Annotated in this window: 19 protein-coding genes; 8 read left to right on the top strand and 11 right to left on the bottom strand. The window is 42.8% G+C overall.

Going from position 1 to position 24,125, the window contains the following annotated elements:
- Positions 1-208: 208 nt before the first annotated feature.
- Positions 209-1,204, top strand: coding sequence for a LacI family DNA-binding transcriptional regulator (locus DK428_RS01540; RefSeq protein ID WP_109063922.1), 996 nt, complete (start codon positions 209-211; stop codon positions 1,202-1,204).
- Between the two features lie 387 nt (positions 1,205-1,591).
- Here the strand turns inward: DK428_RS01540 and DK428_RS01535 are convergent, their stop codons facing one another.
- From DK428_RS01535 to DK428_RS01505, 7 genes are all read right to left on the bottom strand, one after another.
- Positions 1,592-2,860 (bottom strand): NRAMP family divalent metal transporter, encoded by a 1,269-nt coding sequence (locus tag DK428_RS01535; protein ID WP_109063743.1) that lies wholly within the window; start codon positions 2,858-2,860, stop codon positions 1,592-1,594.
- Positions 2,861-3,134: 274 nt separating this feature from the next.
- Positions 3,135-4,964 carry an excinuclease ABC subunit UvrC gene (uvrC, locus tag DK428_RS01530; RefSeq protein ID WP_109063921.1) on the bottom strand — a complete coding sequence of 610 codons (1,830 nt, stop codon included), beginning with the start codon at positions 4,962-4,964 and terminating at the stop codon, positions 3,135-3,137.
- Positions 4,965-5,185: 221 nt separating this feature from the next.
- The gene (gene kdsB, locus DK428_RS01525; protein WP_109063920.1) at positions 5,186-5,956 is read right to left on the bottom strand and encodes a 3-deoxy-manno-octulosonate cytidylyltransferase; all 771 of its coding nucleotides are present in this window, start codon (positions 5,954-5,956) and stop codon (positions 5,186-5,188) included.
- A gap of 4 nt (positions 5,957-5,960) precedes the next feature.
- Complete coding sequence (locus tag DK428_RS01520; RefSeq protein ID WP_050694206.1) at positions 5,961-6,140, bottom strand: Trm112 family protein; 180 nt, start codon at positions 6,138-6,140, stop codon at positions 5,961-5,963.
- Between the two features lie 98 nt (positions 6,141-6,238).
- Complete coding sequence (lpxK, locus tag DK428_RS01515; protein WP_109063742.1) at positions 6,239-7,216, bottom strand: tetraacyldisaccharide 4'-kinase; 978 nt, start codon at positions 7,214-7,216, stop codon at positions 6,239-6,241.
- A gap of 18 nt (positions 7,217-7,234) precedes the next feature.
- The gene (msbA, locus tag DK428_RS01510) at positions 7,235-8,983 is read right to left on the bottom strand and encodes a lipid A ABC transporter ATP-binding protein/permease MsbA (protein WP_109063741.1); all 1,749 of its coding nucleotides are present in this window, start codon (positions 8,981-8,983) and stop codon (positions 7,235-7,237) included.
- A 44-nt stretch (positions 8,984-9,027) separates the two neighbouring features.
- Positions 9,028-11,457 (bottom strand): DNA internalization-related competence protein ComEC/Rec2, encoded by a 2,430-nt coding sequence (locus DK428_RS01505; protein WP_109063740.1) that lies wholly within the window; start codon positions 11,455-11,457, stop codon positions 9,028-9,030.
- 294 nt (positions 11,458-11,751) lie between these two features.
- Between DK428_RS01505 and dksA the strand changes: the two genes are divergently transcribed.
- From dksA to folK, 3 genes are all read left to right on the top strand, one after another.
- Entirely contained in the window at positions 11,752-12,189 is a 438-nt protein-coding gene (dksA, locus tag DK428_RS01500) for an RNA polymerase-binding protein DksA (RefSeq protein WP_109063739.1), read from the top strand.
- A gap of 116 nt (positions 12,190-12,305) precedes the next feature.
- Positions 12,306-13,760: a polynucleotide adenylyltransferase PcnB gene (gene pcnB / locus DK428_RS01495; protein WP_204352433.1), complete on the top strand. Its 1,455-nt coding sequence runs from the start codon at positions 12,306-12,308 to the stop codon at positions 13,758-13,760.
- A complete protein-coding gene (gene folK / locus DK428_RS01490) occupies positions 13,753-14,259 on the top strand; it encodes a 2-amino-4-hydroxy-6-hydroxymethyldihydropteridine diphosphokinase (RefSeq protein WP_109063738.1) in 507 nt (168 codons plus the stop codon). The genes pcnB and folK overlap by 8 nt, the downstream gene beginning before the upstream one ends.
- A 188-nt stretch (positions 14,260-14,447) precedes the next feature.
- Here the strand turns inward: folK and DK428_RS01485 are convergent, their stop codons facing one another.
- The 3 genes from DK428_RS01485 to DK428_RS01475 all read right to left on the bottom strand — a co-directional run bounded on the left by DK428_RS01485 (position 14,448) and on the right by DK428_RS01475 (position 18,724).
- Positions 14,448-15,248, bottom strand: coding sequence for a M15 family metallopeptidase (locus DK428_RS01485; RefSeq protein ID WP_109063737.1), 801 nt, complete (start codon positions 15,246-15,248; stop codon positions 14,448-14,450).
- 66 nt (positions 15,249-15,314) lie between these two features.
- Positions 15,315-17,450 carry a phosphate acetyltransferase gene (gene pta / locus DK428_RS01480; protein ID WP_109063736.1) on the bottom strand — a complete coding sequence of 712 codons (2,136 nt, stop codon included), beginning with the start codon at positions 17,448-17,450 and terminating at the stop codon, positions 15,315-15,317.
- A 71-nt stretch (positions 17,451-17,521) separates the two neighbouring features.
- A complete protein-coding gene (locus tag DK428_RS01475) occupies positions 17,522-18,724 on the bottom strand; it encodes an acetate kinase (protein ID WP_109090092.1) in 1,203 nt (400 codons plus the stop codon).
- Positions 18,725-19,011: 287 nt separating this feature from the next.
- Here DK428_RS01475 and yfbV point away from each other — a divergent pair, with 287 nt between their 5' ends.
- The 4 genes from yfbV to DK428_RS01455 all read left to right on the top strand — a co-directional run bounded on the left by yfbV (position 19,012) and on the right by DK428_RS01455 (position 22,296).
- Positions 19,012-19,455 (top strand): terminus macrodomain insulation protein YfbV, encoded by a 444-nt coding sequence (gene yfbV, locus DK428_RS01470; protein WP_109063734.1) that lies wholly within the window; start codon positions 19,012-19,014, stop codon positions 19,453-19,455.
- 185 nt (positions 19,456-19,640) lie between these two features.
- The gene (locus tag DK428_RS01465; RefSeq protein ID WP_109063733.1) at positions 19,641-20,198 is read left to right on the top strand and encodes a CvpA family protein; all 558 of its coding nucleotides are present in this window, start codon (positions 19,641-19,643) and stop codon (positions 20,196-20,198) included.
- 15 nt (positions 20,199-20,213) lie between these two features.
- Positions 20,214-21,725, top strand: coding sequence for an amidophosphoribosyltransferase (gene purF / locus DK428_RS01460; RefSeq protein WP_109063732.1), 1,512 nt, complete (start codon positions 20,214-20,216; stop codon positions 21,723-21,725).
- Complete coding sequence (locus DK428_RS01455; protein WP_109059947.1) at positions 21,715-22,296, top strand: UbiX family flavin prenyltransferase; 582 nt, start codon at positions 21,715-21,717, stop codon at positions 22,294-22,296. Before purF ends, DK428_RS01455 begins: the two co-directional genes overlap by 11 nt.
- A 64-nt stretch (positions 22,297-22,360) precedes the next feature.
- On the opposite strand, the gene DK428_RS01450 is transcribed toward DK428_RS01455, so the two are convergent.
- The gene (locus DK428_RS01450) at positions 22,361-24,124 is read right to left on the bottom strand and encodes a glycoside hydrolase family 13 protein (RefSeq protein WP_109063731.1); all 1,764 of its coding nucleotides are present in this window, start codon (positions 24,122-24,124) and stop codon (positions 22,361-22,363) included.
- Position 24,125: the final 1 nt, after the last annotated feature.

The raw sequence follows: 24,125 nt of genomic DNA, 5'->3' as shown, positions 1-24,125 counted from the left end.
TGTGTCTATTTAACATTAAATTGGCTAAAATGTTAACGTTATCACTCATAATGTAAACACATTTATGATGAAAATGTGAAGCAAGTCACAAATGTTAACATTAACATTTGTTTTTTGTGATACAGATCACAAAATAAAAAGTTAACGTTAACTAAAATCGCAAAAAATTTTATGATAAGCAATAAATTCACCAATGATTCGAGAAAAAATGACATCCTTAAAAGACGTAGCACAATTAGCCGGTGTTTCTCTGATGACAGTATCAAGAGCACTCAACAACCCGGAAAAGTTATCTAAAAAAACCTATGACGTAGTCAAAAAAGCAATTGATGAATTACATTATGTGCCGAGTCTTGCCGCGCAAAGTATTCGAGGAAGCTCTGCCAAAACCATCGGTGTGTTATCTTTGGGAACCGCCACAACCCCTTTTTCAGTTGAAATCTTATTAGGGATTGAGCAAACGGTGCGCCAGTTTGGTTGGCATTCTTTTGTAATTAATTGCATAGAAAATGAAAAAGAATCACTAAAACACAGCGTAGAAGCTCTTATTGCACAACGCCCAAATGCGATTATTATTGCGCGAAATGGCTTAAAAAAAGTCAAAGTACCGAAAGCACTACAACACTTCCCGATAGTGTTGGCGAACTGTGTGACGGACGATATCCATGTTGCAAGCTATATTCCCGATGATTTTCAAGGGCAGTTTGAACTTACTAAATTGATTATTGAGCAAGGTTATCAACAACCGCTCTTTTTACATATTCCACATAATTATATCGCCACGGAAAAACGTAAATCCGGGTTTGAAAAAGCATGGTTTTCACAAGAAAAAGCCAGTGAACCCGTATCTTTTTTTATGGAAACTGATGGCGAAGATTATAAAAGAGGTGCCAAGCCTTTAATGGAAATTTTAGAGAATAATGAAAAATTTCCGTTTGATGTCGTGATTTGTGGTAATGACCGAATTTCTTTCGTTGCTTATCAACTGCTATTGAGTAAAGGTTTTCGAATTCCTGAAGATGTGGCGGTTGTGGGATACGATAATACAGTCGGCATGTCGTATTTATTTATTCCGTCTTTAACAACCGTTGAGCTTCCACATTATGAGATGGGTAAACAAGCCGCTTTACATCTTATTGAGCATAGAGCAAATTCTGATATGCATTTATTAAGATGCCCATTAATTATAGGGAAATCTTGTTAACCCTACATAGCTCAAAAAGACAGGGCAATCTATTTTTATAAAAATACAACATGGCTTCATTCTCTATTTTGATATTGTGTGGATGATAAAATATCTTGGTAGGGCTATCGGCATTTATTTGTATCTTTAACAGTTTTAATAGAATTCAAGATATTAGCCATCATTTGGGTTCCTAAAACACAAACATTCCAGCGAAAATTTTGCCACAGGTATAAATTCTTACTATTTGGTGCGATGTAGTTGTTGTGCTAAACCTAAAATTTCTTAGGCATTTTCCTCTATAATGAGAGCTACAATCGTGCGGTCGATTTTCTTGGCGTTTTTTGAAGTAAAAAACATTTTGAAAATCGACCGCACTTTGATCTACTTTTCAAAGAGTGGTCGGTTTTAGCCTAACCAGCCGGCTTGCTGGGCAATAAATAATGCGGCAAAGGCAGTTAAATAGAATAAGCCTATAAAGGACAACCACAATAATCCGCCTTTCACGCTATGTTTGGCTTTCATGGTTAAGGATAAGTTTAACCATGCAAATATCGGCGCAGAAACAAAGGAAGCGATCATGGCAAATTTCAACATCGGGCCAACGGCGTTATTAAAGTAGAAAATAATCGCCAATCCGGAGGCCGCGGCAAGCACCATGGCAATGTTTAAGGTTCTTACCGAGCTTTCGTGTTTACCAAGTAATAAACGCAAGGATTCTACGTTGGTACGGGAATAGCCGTCGATAACGGTAATGGTCGTACCAAACATACACATGAAAGCGATGACGGCGATCAATAAACGCGCCCATTCACCAATGGTGCTGGCATACATATTGATTAATTGTGCGATATATTTACCGCCCACCATTTCCACGGCTTCAGGTGAACCGAATTGTACCAACGCACCAAGTGCTAAGAACACAACCGCTAAAATCGCCGTGCCGATGTAACCCACGTTAAAGTCAAATAAACCGTCTTGATAAGACACTTTGGTCAAGCGACGTTTTGCCACCACCCACATGGAGTTAATTGCCGAAATCTCAATCGGCGCCGGCATCCAACCCATTAAAGCCACTAAAAAGGCCAATTTACTTAATTCCCACGGGGAAGGCGCAACGAAATCTGCCGGTGCGACACCTTGCATACCATTACGCATGAATGCAATCACCACGGCACTGACTGTTGTCACGGTTAATGCGATCATGATGATTTTGGATAGACTGTCTAATAAGCGGTATTTCCCTAACAATAAAATGCCGGTAATCACGACAATTACCAATGAACTCAATACCGGCATTGGCAACGGAATAGGGATGATAAAGGTTAAGATCGCGGCGGTTAATAAGCCCACTGCCGCAGTGTTAATCACCGTAGCAAAGATGTTCAGCGCAAGGAACAACCACAAATAGAATTTCCCTTTTTGACGATAACCTTCCAACAAGGTATTGCCGGTATCTAAGGTATATTGCACGCCGAAACGGAAGAAAGGGTATTTGAATAAATTAGCAAGAATCACAATGCTCACTAATTCCCAACCATAAATCGCACCGGCTTGGGTGGACGCAATAATATGCGAACCACCAACGGCAGCCGATGCCATGACGATTCCTGGACCTAAGGCGGCGAATTTACTCGCCCATGTAGATTTTTCTACTGAATTTGAAACTTCACTCATAAAATGTTCTCTTATCAATTGACTATAAAATACGAAAAAGGACTCATTTATAATAGAATTTAACAACTCAGTAAAGAAAATAAAATTCTGTACAAGAAGGAATTGTAGAGTAAAAAACTAATAATTAACGAATTTTAGATAATGACTTCAAAATAGGAGAAAATACTAAACAATCGTACCAAAAAATTGATTTATTTCAGTGAATAAAATTTTTCATTTAAAAAGAAAGAGCGGTCAAAAATACCGGCGTTTTTGACTGCCCTTTTCTTTTAATCTAATGCTGTAGCGTCTCAAAAATCTTTTCTGCCAATGCTTTTGAGATGCCGGGGACGGAGGCAATTTCATCGAGGGTGGCGTTTTTAACGCCTTGCAAGCCGCCGAGGTATTTGAGGAGGGCTTGGCGGCGTTTGGCGCCTACGCCTTCGATGCTTTCTAAGCCGCTTTGGGTGAAATGTTGTTGGCGTTTTTGGCGGTGCCCGCTGATGGCGTGGTTGTGGCTTTCATCGCGGATATGTTGGATTAAATGGAGCGCGAGACTGTCCGATGGCAAATGCAATTCTTTATCCCATTTGCTTAAAATTAGGGTTTCCAAACCGGCACGGCGATCGACGCCTTTGGCAACGCCAATTAAGTGCGGTCGGTTTTTATTCCATTTTACCTTGAGATTTTCAAACACCTGTAACGCACGGTTGAGTTGTCCTTTGCCGCCGTCAATAAAAATAATGTCGGGGATTTTGTCTTCTTCTAGATCTTTGTCGTAGCGTTTTAACAGTGCTTGCTCCATAGCCGCGTAGTCATCGCCTTTGGTGATGCCGCTGATGTTGAAACGACGGTAATCGGATTTTAGCGGCCCGTCCTGATTGAACACCACGCAGGAAGCGATGGTTTGTTCGCCCATCGTATGGCTGATATCAAAACATTCCATGCGTTTGATGGCATTAATGCCGAGTAATTCCTGCAAGGCAGCATAGCGATCATGTTGCAAGGTAGATTGTTTTAACTTAGTCACTACTGAGGCTTTGGCATTCATTTGTGCGAGTTGCAGGTATTTGCTTTTATCACCTTTGGCATGATCTTGAATGATAACTTTTCGCCCCGCTTGGTCGCTTAACAAGGTTTCCAAATCCGCTTTTTCTTCCAGTTTTTGATCCACGATAATGGTGTTCGGAATAGTTCTGCCTTGGTGTGCCTGTAAATAAAATTGCCCAACAAAGGTTTCTGTAAGCTCTGCCAGATTGGTATTGTTCGGTACTTTCGGAAAATAACTGCGATTACCTAAAATCTTACCCTGACGAATAAACAACACCTGCACGCAAGCCACACCAAGTTGGTAGGCGATGGCGATAATATCAATGTCATCATGGCGATCGTTGGCGACAAATTGTTTTTCAATCACTGCGCGCACCGCCTGAATTTGGTCGCGAATCCGTGCCGCCTCTTCAAAATTCAGTTGCTGACTTGCCTGTTCCATTTGTTTCACTAAATGATCCAACACTTGTTGATCTTTGCCCTGTAAGAACAAGCGGGCAAAATTCACTTGCTGCGCATAGGCTTCGTCTGTCACATAACCTTTTACGCAGGGGGCAAGGCAACGCCCGATTTGATATTGCAAACAAGGGCGCGAGCGATTGTTATACACGGAGTTTTCACATTGCCGAATAGGGAACAATTTTTGCAACAAAGACAAGGTCTCACGCACCGCGCCGGCATTGGGATAAGGGCCGAAATATTCCCCTTGAATTTTCTTTGAGCCACGATAAGAGGTAATGCGAGGATGCGTTTCTTTGGTTAATAAAATATACGGATAGGATTTATCATCGCGCAACAACACGTTATAACGCGGCTGATAGGTTTTGATGTAATTATGCTCAAGCAGTAGCGCTTCTGTTTCCGAGGTGGTAATCGTGGTTTCAATATGATGAATTGATGCCACCAACGCTTCCGTTTTTTTGCTGTTTAACTGCTTACGAAAATAACTGGATAAGCGTTTTTTCAGATCTTTTGCCTTGCCTACATAAATCACCGTGTTGCTATCGTCATACATACGATAAACGCCCGGTAAGTGCGGTACGTTAGCGAGGAATTTTTTTGCGTCGAAAGTGATATCAGGCACAGGAAAGATCTCTTTTGATCGCGCACGCTTCCTAGCGTGTGCAGGTCATTATGTTTATCGATTTTAGGCACGCGTTAGGAAACGCGCGCCAGCGGTTATTGGGGGCATAATTGTAAATTGCTTAATTGCATTGAGAAATACATTATTTTCTACGTTAATTCCGTCTGTCAAATCCCCCCATCCCTCTTTTTTAAAGAGGGTGAGAGGGCGTGTTAATGCGATTTCTTCGCTAAAATCGACCGCACTTTTTCCAGATCTTCAGCCGTGTCCACACCCACAGCCGGCACTTCTTTGGCAAGTTCTACATGAATTTTTTCGCCGTTCCACAGCACACGTAGCTGTTCCAGTTTTTCGATGTGTTCTAATGCGGTCGGTTGCCATTGCACATATTGTTTAATGAAACCGGCGCGATAAGCATAAATCCCAATATGGCGTAGGTATTGTGTGTTCAGTTGCAATTTTGCTACGTCGTCCATTTGCGCGAATTGATCACGATCCCAAGGAATTACGGCGCGGGAGAAATAAAGCACATAGCCGTCTTTGTTGGTCAGTACTTTCACCACGTTGGGATTAAATAATTCTTCCGGCTCGTCGATATTGACCGCAAGGCTTGCCATGTTGACAGGGTATTTAGAGAGATTTTCCGCCACTTGTTTGACGATAACCGGTGGAATAAGCGGTTCGTCACCTTGAATGTTCACGATGATTTCATTGTCGGGGATTGCCAGTTTTTCAACCACTTCAGCTAAGCGTTCCGTACCGGAATTGTGGCTTTCTGCGGTCATGCACACTTCTGCACCAAAGTTTTTGGCGGCGGCAGCCACCAGGTCGTTGTCGGTGGCGATAATCACGCGGGTTGCGCCTGATTGTTTGGCTTGTTCAAAAACATGTTGAATCATCGGTTTGCCGGCGATATCTGCCAACGGTTTTCCCGGCAAACGGCTTGAAGCGTAGCGGGCGGGAATAATAACAGTAAATTGGATCATGTTACTTTTCCTCCGATGGGCTTAATGTTTCCGCTTGTTCCGCCAATAATACCGGAATGCCGTTTTTAATCGGGTAAGCAAGTTTTTCAAAACGACAAATTAAACGTTGATGTTGCTCATCGTATTCCAAACGTCCGTGGCAGGTCGGGCAAGCCACGATTTCTAATAATTTCCCATTCATCATATTGATCTCGATTTGTGTTTATTTTTATTCACAAGCTCTCTCGTTGGCCTGTTTCCCCCGAAAGAATCGTTAGGGTAGCCAACGTTGAAAATATTTCACATTTTTTGACCGCACTTTTGTAGGATCTTTTGAATAAATTGTTGTGCTTTTTCGCCTTGGATTTCTGTCGTTACCGGCACATACCACCAATGTTCTTCTGCAAACGTCATGCATTTTACGGCATCTTTTTCCGTCATTAAGAGCGGTCGATTTTTGTCGAATTTTGCAAAAAGTTCGGGGCTAAATGATTGATGATCCTGAAAGGCCTGCGTTTCCATTAATTGAATACCATGTTGTTGTAACATCGTGAAAAAACGCGGTGGATTGCCGATTCCGGCGATAGCGGTAGCTTGGCTAAATTCATTTAACGGACGCTGTGCTTTTGTGACTAAATTCACGGCATATTGCGGTTTTAAGGTCATTACGGCATCGCTGTATTGGTTTTCCGAACCGTTAGTGATGATGATGTCCACATTTTTTAAACGGCTTGAAAGCTCCCGTAATGGGCCGGACGGTAACAAGAAACCATTGCCTGAACCACGTTCCGCATCCATGATCACCACTTCAAAATCCCGTTGGAGTTTGTAGTGTTGTAAACCGTCATCGCTAATAATGACATCACATTTGGTGTGTTGTAATAAACATTCAATAGCTTGTTGGCGATTTGGTGAAATACAAACGGGAGCTTGTGTACGGGTGGCAATGAGGACGGGTTCATCACCGGCTTCAATTGGATCGCTAGTTGGTGTAACCAACAGAGGATAATTTTTTGCTTTACTGCCGTAACCGCGAGAAATTACCCCTACATTCAAACTGCACTTAGTCAGTTCCTGCACCAACCAAATTACCGCCGGTGTTTTGCCATTGCCGCCTACGGATAGGTTACCGACAATCACCACGGGAATTGGCGCGCGGTAAGATTTCAGTAGATTTAAACGAAACAGAGCGCGGCGAACGGTAGTAATCAACCAAAACAACAGGGAGAAAGGGCAGAGTAGCCATGCTATCCACGAACGGGAGTACCAAAACTGCATTGTTTCTCCTTAATAACGTTATTGACTGAATTGCATATTGTGCAATTGTTTATAAGCACCGCCTTGTGCCAATAATTCTTTATGGTTGCCGCGTTCTTTGATTTTGCCGTGCTCAATCACCAAGATTTCATCGGCTTTTTCAATGGTAGATAAACGATGAGCGATCACTAAAACGGTACGATCTTTTTGGATTTCTTCCAATGCCGCTTGAATGGCACGTTCCGATTCCGTATCTAAAGCGGATGTAGCTTCGTCTAAAATTAATACCGGTGAATTACGCAATAAAGCACGGGCGATGGCTAAACGCTGGCGTTGGCCACCAGATAAACTGGCCCCGTTTTCGCCGATAACGGTATCCAAACCATTTTCCAATTGGTCGATAAATTCCATCGCGTGTGCTGCTTTTGCCGCGTTAATAATTTCTTCACGACTGTATTTGTCTTTTGCCGCATAAGCAATGTTGTTGGCAATAGTGTCGTTAAACAAGTGTACTTGTTGGGATACCACTGCGCAATTTTCGCGTAAATCGGACAAACGATAATCTTGGATATTGACGCCGTCTAACAGGATTTCACCTTGTGTTACGTCATAGAAACGGGTTATTAAATTGGCGATAGTGGATTTCCCCGAGCCGGAACGTCCCACCAAGGCAACTGTTTTGCCATGAGGAATGTGGAAGGAAATGTCATCCAAGGCAGATTCTTCTTTGCCTTCATAACGAAAAGTGACGTTTTTAAATTCAATTTCACCCTTCACTTTTTCTGCTTTGTAAGTGCCGGTGTCTTTTTCCGTTTCCATATCTAAAATGCCAAACAGCGTTTGACAGGCCGCCATACCACGTTGGAATTGAGAATTCACATTAGTTAAGGATTTTAACGGACGCATTAACGCAAGCATGGAAGAGAAAACAACGGTGAAAGTCCCTGCGCTGAGGTGTTGACTCATGATGGAAGGAAATGTCGCTAAATAAAGCACTGCAGCCAAGGCGAAAGAGGCGATGATTTGCACTACAGGATCGGCGATTGCATCAGCTGCCGTCATTTTCATGCCCTTGCGGCGCATATCGTTACTAACATGATTGAAACGTTCTTCTTCTATTAATTGACCACCAAAAGACAGCACCACTTTATGCCCTTTTAACATTTGCTCTGCTGTTGACGTAAGTTCGCCCATGGAATTTTGCATATTGCGACTCAGGGTGCGAAATTTTTTCGAAACCAAGCTGATTAATATGCCGATAATCGGCCCGATAATGAATAGCACCAAAGAAAGTTGCCAACTGGTGTAAAGCATGATCCCAAGTAATGAAATTAAATAAGCTCCTTCACGCACAATCGTGATTAAAGAACTGGAGGAGGCATTGGCGATCATCTCGGAATCATAGGTAATACGGGAGAGTAATTTGCCGGAGGAATTACTGTCGAAAAAACTCACCGGCATAAACATTAAATGCTTAAACAAGCGACGGCGCATGGTCATGACCACTTTGCCGGAAACCCACGCCAAACAATAATTGGAAATAAAACTTGAAATACCACGAAAGATAATGAGCAATACCACAAAAACCGACATTTGTTTTAAAAAGGAGGCGTCCGCTTTGCCGAAACCGTCATCTAATAAAGGTTTGAGTAAGAAAATTAAGCCGGAATCGGTTAATGCGTTTAAAACCAACGCAATACCGGAAACAATCAAACCTGTTTTGTAGGGGCTAATAGTGGGCCATAAACGTTTAAAGGTTTGCATTGTGGAAAGATCTTGATCTTGCATAATAATTTCTGTCTTCAGGTCAAAAATAATGGCGCATTGTACCTTTATTTCGTCTGTAAGCCAATTAATCTGCGATACCACGGTGAAAATTCTGCCCGCGCAGTTTGGATTTTTATTTCGTTATCTTGAAATAATAAGCGGATTTGTCCGTGTTCCGCCGTGTTATAAATTTGTGTATTTTGTCGTCTTAAACGGGCAACCACGTCTTTGTGGGGAAAATGCCAAGGATTCCAACGTCCGCTGGAAATCAGCGCGATCTTAGGTTCCGTTTGTCGCACCAATGCTTCACCGGTGGAGGTTTTACTGCCATGGTGTCCCACTTGCAATACATCAATTTTTCCAAGTTTTGGCAAGATCTTATATTCCACCCCAAGATCCGCATCGCCTGTGAGTAAAATTTGATGTTGTCCATCACTTAGTAATAGTGTGCAAGAATCCTTATTTTCCGCCCTCGGAACGATAGTATCGGGAGATAGCACAGAGAAACTTAATCCTTGCCAATGCCATTTTTCACCGGTTTGGCACAAAGTGCGGTCGATTTTGCGATCGTTTTTTTCTCCATAGATTTTGTTTGACGGGCTAATGAATTTCACTGTCGGGTATACCGCTAAAATATCTTTTGCTCCGCCGGCGTGATCGTTGTCATCATGGCTTATGATCAACCAATCAAGTTCAATACCTTCCCGCTGTAAATAAGGCAAAATTTCTAATCTTGCCATGCTGCCGCCGTTCCAACTTGGGCCGGTGTCATAGAGCACGCCTTTGCCATTTTTAACGATTAATGTGGCGAGCCCTTGCCCTACATCTAAGGTTTCTAATTGCCAATGAGGGCGTGAAATTGACAGATAAATCAATGAAGTAATGCAAAATACCACTAATCCGCCGCCAATGGCATACGCCTTGATTGGTAACCCTAAATCAAGTTTACGCGCGGGGTTTAAGTGAAATCCTTTATTACGGGATTGTTTGGCTAATTCGATGGGGGATGCGATAGGTTTCGGGGCTTTATAAACAAAATGTAATGCGCTTAAAAACGCAATCGTGAGCAAAAGCGTTAGCCATAAACTTTGTTGGAGTGAAACCGTGAGCCATCCGTCTTGCCCATAAGCCAAAAGTGCGATGATTTTTTCCGATAAATTATCGGCGGCCTGCCATGAATACAAGGCGCCTTGGGTGAATACGGCAAACAACACTAAGGGGACCAACAAAAAGCTGTATATGGGCACGGCGATTAAATTGGCTATAAAGCCATTTAAAGAGAGTCCGTTAAAAAAGAAAAGTTGAATTGGGGTAAACAACCATAACAGCCCCAATTGCAGATGAAACAGCGAAAAAATCCACCGCACTTTGTGCCATGGTGAATGGGTAAGGGATGATTGGCGCCATTGTAATAGCGATAGCGGAAAAAATTGATACCAAATCATCAAACTTATGACGGCGCTGACGGACAGCCAGAAACTGGTGGAAAGCAACATAAGCGGATCGATCAAAATCAATAATGCCAATACCCGCCACAATAAACGCCATGGCGTCCAGTATAGCCTTAGGCCTTGAATTACATAGAGTATAACGAGGGCAATCATGGCGCGCAGGGTGGGAATTGCCATGCCCGCCAACTGACTATAAAGCAAGGCAAATAGCAAACCGCATAGTATCGGCAATGTCGGCGTGAGATAACGGGTTGGCAGAAAAAATTGCAGTAGGCGTGCCAAGCCATATCCTAGTAACATGGCAAGGCCGATATGCAAGCCTGAAATGGCGATTAAATGTGCCGTATTAGTTTTTTGATAAATTTGCCAAGTTTCGTTGTCTAACCATGCGCGTTCGCCAAAACCAAGGGCTAATAGCAAGCCTTGTTGGGATAGATTTTCCGTTTGTTTTAGGGCGTTATTGAGAGCTGTTTGTCGCCACGAAAAAACGTTTTCTATTTTGACCGCACTTTGCACGCTTGCCCATGCGCTAATGTGTTTGCCGAAATACCATTGTTGGCGGTCGAAGCCGTTAAAGTTTAAACGGGACGATATTGGGCGCAGACGTAAATCGCCCTCATAACGTTCGCCGATTTTCACGATTTGCGGCGCTTTCCACTGGGCGTAAATACGTTGTTCCGGTAAGTCTTCGGCGAGTTTGGCGACAATGACTACAGTTTGAAAATCTTGTTGGTTCAACACTTCTTGTACGGTGAATTCGGCGTGAAGGATTTTCGGCAAATTGGCAATGTTGTCCGCTTGTTTGAGCAGTGACAGAGCAGGGAAATGCACATAAACAAGTTGGGCAAGTAACAGCAATAAATAGGTGAGTAGCGTCAATGGCTTGGTTAATCTTAAGCCGTAACAAAGCAATGCCATAAACAGCAACGGGAGGAAAACATACAATGCCACCTGCCACGATAAAAGCCATTTATCGGGCAAAAATAATAGTGTTAGCCCACTGAAAATCAGTGTGCCGGCAAATTTATCTAACGAAATATTCACATTTTTAACCGCGCTTTTATCATCCGAAAGAGCGGTAATATGAAAGAAATAAACACGTTAGAAAAAATATGGCAATAAATAATGCGGGCTGAATCGCAAATTTGAAAAAATTTCGGAGAAAACAGTGAAATAATGTGTAAATTCATTTGATCATTTTCGGAAGTTCTGTTATTTATTACGCCTTTCAAAATTTAGGTCCGTTTTAATTGGTGTTACCTTTATAACTAAAGAAGCAACACTTATTGTGGGGTTTTAGAAGTATTAAATGGATGAATTTTTTATTAGGAGATACAAATGAGTAAAGCGTCTTTGAGTTTATTAGCTTTAGCCGGTGTTGAACCGTACAAAGAAAAAAAAGGCGAAGAGTATATGAATGAGCACCAAGTGCTACATTTCAAGAAAATTCTTCAAGCCTGGTATGATCAAATTAGAGATGAAGCTTCTCGAACCGTTGCTCATATGCAAGACGAAGCGTCTAATTTCCCGGATCCATCCGACAGAGCAACACAAGAAGAAGAGTTTAGCTTGGAATTACGCACGCGTGATCGTGAACGTAAATTAATGAAAAAAATCGAAAGCACGTTGAAAAAATTGGACACTGATGATTTCGGTTATTGTGAATCTTGTGGGGTTGAAATCGGAATTAAGCGTTTAGAAGCGCGCCCAACCGCCGATCTTTGTATTGATTGCAAAACCTTAGCGGAGATTCGTGAAAAACAAATGGTCGGTTAAATCACGACAGAATGGATAAAAGTGCGGTCAAAAATATAATATTTTGTGACCGCACTTTTTGATTTATTTTTTGTAATTAACGGAGATGTCTTATTTTTACTTATATTAAAAATCTTTTGAGCAAAAAAATAAAGAATAAAGCTGTCGCTCAAAATGAATTGAAAGTCTTACCTAAAAAACAATCTATTATTGAAACTGAACCTGTTAAAAATAAGGCTCACAGTTCTTCCCACAACAAAAAAAACCTTCATAAAAAAGATTTTAAATACAGCATTAAAGCCTCAATTCATGGTATTACCCCACGCATAATTAATCGTAATGCGTTAACCGTGGTGGAAAAACTACAACGTCAAGGCTATGAAGCCTATGTGGTCGGTGGCTGTTTGCGAGACTTGTTGCTCGGTAAGAAACCAAAAGATTTTGATGTGGCAACAAATGCCCGTCCGGAACAAATTCAGGCTATTTTCCAACGCCAATGTCGTTTGGTGGGGCGCCGTTTCCGCTTGGCGCATATTATGTTTGGGCGTGAAATTATTGAGGTGGCCACCTTCCGCGCCAACCATGCCGAGAGCCACAATGAAAAACATGCCAAACAAAGTGAAGAAGGAATGCTGTTGCGCGACAATGTGTACGGCACATTGGAACAGGATGCGGAACGTCGTGATTTCAGCGTCAATGCCTTGTACTACAACCCGCAAGATAACATTTTAAAAGATTTCTTTAATGGTATTGAGGATTTAAAAAACGGTAAATTGCGTTTAATCGGCGATCCTGTCACCCGTTATCAGGAAGATCCCGTGAGAATGCTTCGCTCTATTCGGTTTATGGCAAAATTGGACATGTTTTTGGATAAACCAAGCGAAATCCCAATTAAAGATTTGGCACATTTATTGAAAAATATTCCACCGGCACGTTTATTTGAAGAAAGTTTAAAATTATTACAAACCGGTCATGGTGTGAAAACTTATCGGTTATTGCGTCAGTATGGTTTGTTTGAATTGCTTTTTCCTCTGTTAAGTAAATATTTTACCGCGCATGAAGACAGCATGACGGAAAAAATGATTCTGCGTTCATTAACGTCTACCGATGAGCGCGTAGTCGATAAACTGCCGCTTAATCCGGCGTTTTTGTTTGCGGCATTTTTTTGGTATCCCTTGCGTGAGCGGGTGGAAGTGCTGAAAAATGAGGGCGGATTGAATAATCATGATGCCTACGCGTTAGCATCAAATGATGTGCTTGAGTTATTATGCAACAGTTTAGCCGTGCCGCGTCGCCACACAACGGTGATTCGTGATATTTGGTCATTGCAATTACAGTTCTTAAAACGCACACAAAAATCCGTGCAACGCGCCATGGAACAGACAAAGTTTCGTGCCGGTTTTGATTTGTTAGCAATGCGTGCGGAAATTGAAGGCGGTGAAACGGTGGATTTGGCTACTTGGTGGCATGAATATCAGTTCAGCAATGATGCTCAGCGGCAAAATCTGATGAATGCATTGCCAAATCAACCAAAACGCAAATATCATCGTCGCAAACGTAGCGGTTCAAGCAAGAAGGCAATTCATGAATAAGGTTTATATTGCTTTAGGTAGCAATTTGTCTGATCCTCAGGCGCAATTAGTGGCTGCGCTACGTGCCATGAACGCCCTACCGAATACCCGTGTTATTGCCGTGAGCTCGTTCTATCAAAGTCAGCCTCTTGGTCCGCAAGACCAACCGGATTATGTCAATGCCGTTGCCTGTTTGGAAACGGATCTTGCGCCTCTTGTCTTATTAGATGAATTACAACGCATTGAACATGAACAAGGTCGAGTTCGACTGCGTCGTTGGGGCGAACGTACCTTGGATTTGGATATATTGCTTTATAGCGATCAGATTCTTCAATCAGAGCGTCTTACCGTTCCTCATTATGATATGCATCATCGTGAATTCGTGGTGATTCCACTCGTTGAAATTGCGCCGGATCTTGTTTTGCCCAAAGGAGAATCTGTTTCCGAATTGACAAAACAGTTTGCTCATCACCGGATGAGTATTGTGAAAGAGAAAGGCGAAATTCACCTAGAAAAGTGACCGCACTTTTATTCAAATAAGCCGATAAAAAAGGTGCATTCAATGCATCTTAAATAAACGCACCGGCGTTTATGTTCATGATGTTCATCTTAAAAATTTTCCGGCCTTTTTCACCGTATCCATGGTGTCATTTGTGAGCCGTCTTAGAACATTTATGAAAGCAAAGTGCGGTGACTTTTTAAAACGTTTTATTTTCGGCAATGTGGGTGAAGTAACTCCGGACGATATTCAAAATGGACGGAATCGTAGTGATACCATTTGCCACCCCAGATAAACCCATGCTTTTCAAAAATACCGACGATTTGTTTGAGCTTCGGATCTTGAATGAGTTTTTGCGGATAAGCGCAAGGGGCGTTGGCTTTGCAACTGCTCCATTGCCAATAGGTGCCAAGCCCGTTCGGCAAAGTGAAATCAATAGCGATACCGAAGGCGTGTGCACTACGACGTTTGGTGCCGCTGATGACTCGGTAATTAAAGGTACCGGCAGGTTTCGTGAGATAAGCGGCTAATGAAGGATGTTGCACGATCTCTTCACCAACAGCCTGTAAGGCTTGCGCGGCACCGTTTACTTGATTAAATTGCAGATTTTTCCCGCTTGGCGCCCAACGTACGGAAACCAAATGTTGGCGAACGGCGGTTTCTGTTTCGCCATACATGGCAGCAAAGAAGGCATCGTTACGAATTCTACCGGGATCGGCATTTTGTTCGGGAATTGGGAAATCTAGCGGATAAGGTTGGGCAAGTTGGTCGAGCAATTCGCCGTGAGTCAATTTGGCGTTAAAATCGCCACCAAAGGCTTTTAACGGTAGCTTTTGTCGATTAACGATTAATTCACCCGTTTGATATTGCACGCTGTTCGGGTATGCCGATTGGTAGCAAAGCCCAGCCTGTTCAGGCGTGACGGCATGTGCAAAGCTAATAATGCAAGTCAAAATAGAGGTAAAGAATAATTTTTTCATAGTCGAAGTAAATATAAGAAAGGCTTTCATTATTGAAAGCCTTTATTTTCGCATTTAAAGTGCGGTCATTTTTTCAAATGTTTTTATGACGTTTATTTATTGTGTTGCTTGAATTGCAGTTAAAGCAATGGTGTACACAATGTCATCTACTAATGCACCACGGGACAAGTCGTTCACCGGTTTACGCATACCTTGTAACATCGGGCCGATAGACACAAGGTCGGCAGAACGTTGAACCGCTTTGTAGGTGGTGTTACCGGTATTCAAATCAGGGAAGATGAATACGGTGGCTTGACCGGCAACCGGAGAATTCGGCGCTTTAGAACGTGCCACATCTTCCATTACCGCCGCATCGTATTGTAACGGACCATCGATGAGTAAATCAGGACGTTTTTCTTTCGCAATGCGGGTCGCTTCTTTCACTTTTTCTACGTCAGCACCGCTACCTGACGTACCGGTGGAGTAAGAAATCATCGCTACTTTTGGATCGATACCGAAGGATTTCGCGGATTCGGCAGATTGAATGGCGATTTCCGCTAATTGTTCTGCTGTTGGATCCGGGTTCACAGCACAGTCACCGTAAACAAGCACTTGATCCGGTAACAACATAAAGAAAATGGAAGAAATAATGGAACAACCCGGTGCGGTTTTGATAATTTGCATTGGTGGGCGAATGGTGTTGGCCGTGGTGTGAACCGCGCCGGAAACCAAACCATCCACTTCGTTGGCTTCCAACATCATGGTGCCGAGTACAACGTTATCTTCCAATTGCTCGCGTGCCATGGTTTCGGTCATACCTTTTGACTTACGCAATTCTACCAAGCGGGCAACATAGTTTTCACGCACGCTGGCCGGGTCAATCACGGTAATGCCTTTGACTAATTGTACGCCTTGGGATTCGGCAACGCGTTTAACATCATCCGGTTTTGCCAACAGCACGCATTCTGCAATGCCACGCTCGGCACAAAGAATAGCAGCTTTAATAGTACGCGGTTCGTCACCTTCAGGTAACACAATGCGTTTGTTAGCTGCACGGGCAAGTTCGGTTAATTGGAAACGGAACGCCGGTGGTGATAAACGACGTAAGCGACCGGAGGCTTCCACCAAACCGTTAACGAAAGAAGGATCTAATTTTTCACCGGTGTAGCGTTTGATATTTTCAATGCGTTCTTTGTCGTCAACCGGTACTTCAAGATTGAAACTTTGTAGATTTAATGCGGTTTGCCATGTGTTGCCTTCAATGCGGAAGACCGGTAATTTTTTGCTTTCAAAGACGTGTTGGCAAAGCTTTTTAATTTGCGGATCTAATTTATAGCCGCCGGTTAATAATAAACCGCCGATTTCGATACCGTTGGATACTGCAAGGGCCGCTGCCACGATCACATCAGGACGGTCGGCAGAAACCACTAATAAGCTACCTGCACGGAAGTGTTCAACCATGTTTGGTAGGCTTCTTGCGCAGAAAGTAATACCACGAATTCGACGGTTGACATCGCCTTCATTGAGAATGGATGCGCCTAAATGTTTGATTAAATCAATGGCACGGGTAGCGATAAGATCAGCAGACCATGGAATACAAGCTAATAATTTAATTTGGCTTTGAGCGAATAATTTAACCAATTCGGATTCGCTGTTATGGCTGTGTTGGAAGGAATCGAATATTTCGCTTAAATCAGGACGGGTTCTGCCGGATTCATCAATTGGGGCGTTAAATTTATTGACGATAACACCCAGTAGGTTTTTATTGCCTTTGCCGCCAAATAGTGAGGCAGCTGCTTCAACACGTTCTTTTAATTGTGTCGGTGTTTCGGTGGATGGTGCCGCTACTAATACGATTTCCGCATCAAGCGCTTGGGCAATTTCGTAGTTAATGCTGTTGGCGAAAGAATGTTTGCGGGTTGGAATTAAACCTTCCACAATCACGATTTCATTGTTTTTGGAAAGACGTTGGTGATTTTCAACAATCTTTTCGAGCAACACATCAGATTGATTCTGACCGATCAGGGATTCTGCCACGCTTAACATAAACGGCTCGGCTGTTTCTAAGGCCGTGCTACTACGTACAATAGACGTGGTGCGATCGATAACGTCTTCACCGGTATTCGGCTGGGAAATAGGTTTCATGAAACCGACTTTTGCGCCTTTTTGTTCAAGTGCGTTGATTAAACCAAGACTTACGCTGGTTAAACCTACGCCGGCGCTAATCGGAATTAAAATAATAGTACGGGACATAACTTACCCTCGATTGGAATAGATGGTTAAAAAGAAACTGCCGAATAAATCGGCAGTTTATAGATTGCGGTTTAGATGCAAAGACGAGCAGTATCTTGTGCAATCACTAATTCTTCGTTGGTTGGAATAACCAGGGCGATTGGTGTGTTGTCGGCAGTAATTACGCCTTCGTTACCAAAACGGGCCGCAAGGTTTTTCTCTTGATCCAATTTGTAACCGAACAGTTTTAAGTGATCTAAGGTGATTTCGCGAACGCGCGCAGAGTTTTCACCAATACCGCCGGTAAATACGATGGCATCTAAACGTTCACCGATAACGGCCATGTAAGAACCGATGTATTTTGCTAAACGATAGCAGAACACGTCTAAGGCACGTTTCGCCGGAATTTCTTTATCGTAGTTATCCTCTGAATAACGGCAATCACTGGTGACTTCGGTCAAACCGAGTAAACCGGATTTTTTGGTTAATGTGGTATTAATTTCTTCTACAGACATTCCTAAAGTGTCGTGCATGTAGAAAACGATTGCAGGATCAATATCACCACAACGGGTACCCATGACCAAACCTTCTAACGGTGTTAAGCCCATAGAGGTATCGATACATTCGCCATGACGAATCGCGGATACGGAACCGCCGTTGCCTAAATGGCAAGTGATAACATTGACTTTGTCTTCTGCTACGCCTAAACGTTTTGCAGCCTCACGGCTTACATAATAGTGGCTGGTACCGTGTGCGCCATAGCGGCGAACGCCGTGTTCGCGGTATAAAGAATATGGTAAGGCGTATAAGAAGGCTTCTTCAGGCATGGTTTGGTGGAATGCCGTATCAAATACCGCAACGTTTTTATCTTTTAAGTGCGGGAATAATTTGAAAGCTTCTTTGATCCCGATTAAGTGGGCCGGGTTGTGTAATGGTGCGAATTGAATAGCATCTTCAATGCCTTTTACGACGTCATCGGTAATGACAACGGAAGAAGTGAATTTTTCACCACCGTGTACGATACGGTGACCGATGGCTACAACACCTTTTTGTAATTCAGGATCAAGAGAGAAAATGTTACTTACGATAAAGTTCAACGCTTCAGAGTGAGCCGCGCCGGCACCTAAATCCGCCTGTCCTTTTTCGCCGTGCAATTTCCATTTAATACGGGCTTCAGGTAAATAGAATGCTTCGGCTAAACCGGATAATTTTTCTTCATGGGTGACAGGATTAAGAATCGAGAATTTTAGAGAAGAACTCCCACAATTGAGGATTAGGACTAATTTTTCAGACATAAGCGACCTATCTTAATTTGAGTTGAACAAAATTCGCTCAAGACAACGAGCGAATAGTAAAATTAAACTGGCATAGGATACACCTTTCGATCGACAAAATAAATTCTCAAGTTTAAAAAATGCGATATTCATCAAAATTTTTTGAAGATTTAAAGAAATTTTATAAGGTATAAATTTTGTGGATTAAATTTAGTTTAAATTATGTACAGAGTTTACGTATGAAATGTAAAAAAAACTGGTTTATGTTATGGTTAGCGCAGTTTTAACAATTTAAAAGTAGAGTAGTGATGAGCTTTTTGAAAACATTAAAAATCGGGCAGCATTATTTAAAAAACTGGCCGTTAGAAATAAAACTGGGGGCAATTTTCCCGGAAAATCGGGTGATTAAAACGACGATCTTCGCCCAAAGATTTATGCCATTTTTGGCCGTATTTTCCATTGTATGGCAACAATTTTATGCAAGAAGTGATTATATGGCTTTGGCAGTTGCCGTATTGACGGCGTTGTTTGCCTTATGTTTACCATTACAGGGGCTATATTGGTTGGGCAAACGGGCTCAGCGCAAATTGCCGTCACAAAGTGCGGTCGCTTTTTGGCATGTTTTTGAATTGCTCAAAGAGAAAAATGAATCCTTACCAAATTTCCCGCAAGACCCGACTTATCAAGATTTAGCCGCATTATTGAATATTGCGCAGAAAAAATTGGATCCGAATTTTTGGCAAGAGCTATAAAGTTCATGAATCATCTCACATTTTTCTATATTCAAATAAGTAAGAGTGATATAGTAGCGCTCCTTTTTGGCATTTGCTGAGGGCATTTTTTAGCATATAAATTATTACGCAAACGTTTTCGTTTTTTGCTAGAATAGCGCCCATTGCAAATGAAAATGACTTTTTCAACGCACAGAGATGATTTAATGATTGATTATATTATTGTCGGCATTATTGTTTTTTCCATTATTGTCAGTTTATTACGCGGATTTGTTCGCGAAGTGATGTCACTTGCCAGTTGGATTGTGGCATTTTTGATCGCAAGTAATTTTTATATGTATCTTGCCGGTCTTCTAACCTCCATCGAATCCTTATATATCCGTAACGGCACAGCTATCGCTATTCTATTCGTTTTATCGTTAATTGTTGGTGCGATTGTGAATTATGTGATCGGGCAATTAGTGGATCGTACCGGATTGAGCGGTACTGACCGCGTGCTTGGTGCCTGTTTTGGTTTCTTGCGCGGGGTATTAATTGTCGCCGCAATCTTATTTTTCTTGGATACGTTTACCGGTTCGAACCAAACCGATTGGTGGAAAGAGTCAAAATTAATACCGCACTTTCGTTTTGTGGTGGATTGGTTCTTCCAACAGTTACAAGCCAATTCCAGTTTCTTAAATTCAACCTTTAATTCGGTGCTGAATCCGGAGCAAGTTGCCACATCGGTTTCAACACCACCTGTTAATCCAACACCAAGCCAATAGAGAGGAACAACGCGAATGTGTGGTATTGTCGGCATTGTTAGCCAAAGCCCTGTGAATCAATCAATTTATGATGCCTTAACCGTATTGCAACATCGAGGTCAAGATGCGGCAGGGATAGTGACAATTGACGATGAAAACCGCTTTCGTTTGCGTAAGGCAAATGGTTTAGTGAGTGATGTGTTTCAACATGAGCATATGTTACGTTTGGCGGGGAATACCGGAATCGGTCACGTGCGTTACCCTACCGCAGGCAGTTCCAGCGTATCTGAAGCGCAACCCTTTTATGTGAATTCGCCTTATGGATTAACGTTGGTGCATAACGGCAACTTGACCAATTCCACCGAATTGAAAGAAAAGCTGTTTAATCTTGCCCGTCGCCACGTTAATACCAATTCCGATTCCGAGCTTTTACTTAACATCCTTGCCTACCACTTCGACCAACCACAAAAATACGTTTTAGAACCGCAGGATATTTTCAACGCCGTCAAATTAACCCATCAAGATATTCGCGGGGCTTATGCTTGTATCGCGATGATTATCGATCATGGCATGGTGGCATTTCGCGATCCTCATGGTATTCGTCCGTTAGTGTTGGGCAAACGTGAAGAACAGGGCAAAACCGAGTATATGTTTGCTTCGGAAAGTGTGGCGTTGGACGTGGTGGGATTTGAATTCATGCGTGATGTGGAACCGGGTGAAGCGATTTATATTACATTCGATGGTCAATTATATGCTCAGCAATGCGCCGAAAATCCGGTATTGACCCCTTGTATTTTTGAATATGTCTATTTTGCCCGTCCGGATTCCTGCATTGACGGCGTTTCCGTGTATGCCGCGCGCGTTCACATGGGACAGCGTTTGGGCGAAAAAATTGCCCGTGAATGGAAAGACATGGATATTGATGTGGTCATTCCGGTACCGGAAACTTCTAATGATATTGCGCTTCGTATTGCTAACGTATTGAATAAACCTTATCGTCAAGGGTTTGTGAAAAACCGCTATGTAGGACGCACTTTCATTATGCCGGGGCAAGCACAACGTGTCAGTTCCGTGCGTCGTAAATTAAATACGATTGCCTCTGAATTCAAAGGCAAAAATGTCTTGTTGGTGGACGATTCTATCGTGCGTGGAACCACGTCTGAACAAATTGTGGATATGGCACGTACTGCCGGGGCAAAAAAAGTGTATTTTGCTTCTGCCGCGCCGGAAATTCGCTACCCGAACGTGTACGGTATCGATATGCCGACCAGTAGCGAATTAATCGCTTTCGGTCGTGATACGAACGAAGTGGCGAAACTTATCGGTGTGGACAAATTAATCTTCCAGGATCTTGCTGATTTAACAGGCGCCGTGCAACAAGAAAATCCGTCCATTAAAGAATTTGATTGCTCCGTCTTTACCGGTTGTTATGTCACCGGCGACATCAGTGAGGATTATTTAGAACAAATCGCCGTGCAGCGCAACGATACTGCCAAGAAAAAACGTGAGAAAGATTCTTCCAATCTTGAAATGTACAATGAAAGATAAAAAACAATTAGTGATTGGCATAACAGGTGCATCAGGTGCCGTTTATGCCATTCGTTTATTAGAGCTACTGAAAGCTCATCCGTTGGTGGAAACCCACCTAATTATCAGCCAAGCGGCAAAACAAACCATCAGCGCAGAAACTAATTACAGCTTGTCGCAAGTGCGAGAACTTGCCGATCATGATTATGATGTACGTGACATCGGCGCGGCGGTTTCTTCTGGTTCTTTTCGCATTAGCGGAATGGTTGTTTTGCCTTGCTCCATCAAAACCTTATCGGGCATTGCCAACTGTTATGCCGATGATCTCATCACCCGTGCAGCTGATGTGTGCTTGAAAGAATACAAACCCCTGATCTTATGTGTACGGGAAACGCCGTTGCATTTAGGACATTTGCGATTAATGACCCGGGCCGCCGAAATCGGCGCCCGCATCGTGCCGCTCATGCCGGCGTTTTATCACCGTCCGCAAACGGTGGATGACATCATTAATCAAGGGGTAAATCGTTTGTTGGATCAGTTAGATATTTCTTTGGAACAAGATTTATTCGAACGTTGGCAGGGAAATAAATAGTCAAAAGTGCGGTAGGTTTTTAAAATGTTTTTCAAAACCCATCGCACTTTTTCATTATGAATCCTTACGATATCAATTGAACGACAAATTCATCAGGTGCGAGGATTATATCTTTATCGGCAACAGACAACATATTACCAAAAACAACCTTGCCCGTTTTCTCTAACGTCATCGGTGTACCGGTGCTGTTATAGCTTGCAACAAGCTTAGAACCATGTTGTTTTAGGTTCACTTGTAAAAGCTGATTATCCAGAACCCGAATCTGCCGTTCACCGTAAATAATGTGTTCTTGATACGCCTTCCTGAAAGCAATAAGTTCCTTCATAAATTTACGCATATTTTGATCTTGTTGCCGTTCATCCCAAGGCATCACTCGCCGACAATCGGGATCGCCACCACCAGCCATGCCTACTTCCGTGCCGTAATAAATGCAAGGTGTGCCACAGTGTAAATACATAAAAGCCAACGCTGATTTCACAGCATTTTTATTGCCTTTTGCCACGGTGAGAATGCGTTCGGTGTCATGGGAATCCAGCATATTGAACATTACTTCGTTGGTTTGCTGGCGATAAAACATCGCTTGGCTATTAAGGCGATGTTGCAAGGTTTGCGCCGAAATGGTCTTGCTTAAAAAATAGTCTTTAATGCTGTTTGCCAGTGGATAATTCATTACGCCGTGAAATTCGTCGCCGTTCAGCCAAGGACGCGCGCTGTGCCAGATTTCCCCCAGAATATAAATATCCGGTTTAATCGCTGTCACCGTTTTGTGGAACTCTTTCCAAAATTGGTGATCGATTTCGTTTGCTACGTCCAAACGCCAAGCGTCAATGTCAAATTCTTTGATCCAGTAAGTGGCGATGTCCAACAGATATTGTTTTACCTGCGGATTTGCCGTGTTGAGTTTCGGCATTTTCGGACGGAATGCAAAGGTATCGTAATTCAGTCGAAGATGAATGTCGGGCGTCCATTCGGTTTCGGTATTAACAGGAAAATGATGAATGTGGAACCAATCACGACAAACGGAATGTCCTCCGTTTTTGATCACATCCTGCCATTGCGGAGAATGGTTTCCGATATGATTAAACACCGCGTCCAACATCACTTTCATACCGCGGCGATGAGCTTCCTGCACGAGTTTGCGGAAAATGGCTTTGTCACCGAAATGGCGGTCGATTTCAACGTAATCGATGGTGTCATATTTATGATTACTCGGCGCTTCAAAAATCGGACAGAAGTAAAGCCCGGTAATCCCTAATTCTGCTAAGTAATCCAATTTATCCAACATGCCGTATAAATCGCCTCCGAAAAAATCTTCATTTGTCGGCGCTGTGTTTGGGTTCCAAGGCAAACTGCCAACGGGTGAAATATTCGGATTACCATTAGCAAAGCGTTCCGGAAAAATCTGGTACCAACAGGTTTCTTTCACCCAAGCCGGCACTTTTACCCGATCGCTGTCATGTAAATAAGGAATGCGAAAGCCGTTAAGCAACACACTATATTGCTGTGGCAGATTTTCCACCACACCTAAATCGCCAAACAGCACATTTTCGCCGTCTTTACCGGTCACTTCAAATAAATACAGCAGCCGACGGTAATCCACCCGTACGTTTGCCAGCCAATAATCATGCAGATCATCGGCGGCGACTTTACGCATTAACGCGCGATACTGGTATTTCCCCGAATCTTCAAAGATCGTGCTGTCACCGTAATGTAACCACACTTGATCCACATCGTCTTTTTTGCTGCGGAATCGAATGTGAATTTCATTCGCCGTGTAAAGATAGGCATATTCCGATTCTGCGCGATGATACAGCGCTGCTTTTTCCATG

The organism is Aggregatibacter kilianii (assembly GCF_003130255.1).
Taxonomy (GTDB): Bacteria; Pseudomonadota; Gammaproteobacteria; order Enterobacterales; family Pasteurellaceae; genus Aggregatibacter; species Aggregatibacter kilianii.
This window is presented reverse-complemented; position numbering and strand designations above follow the sequence as displayed.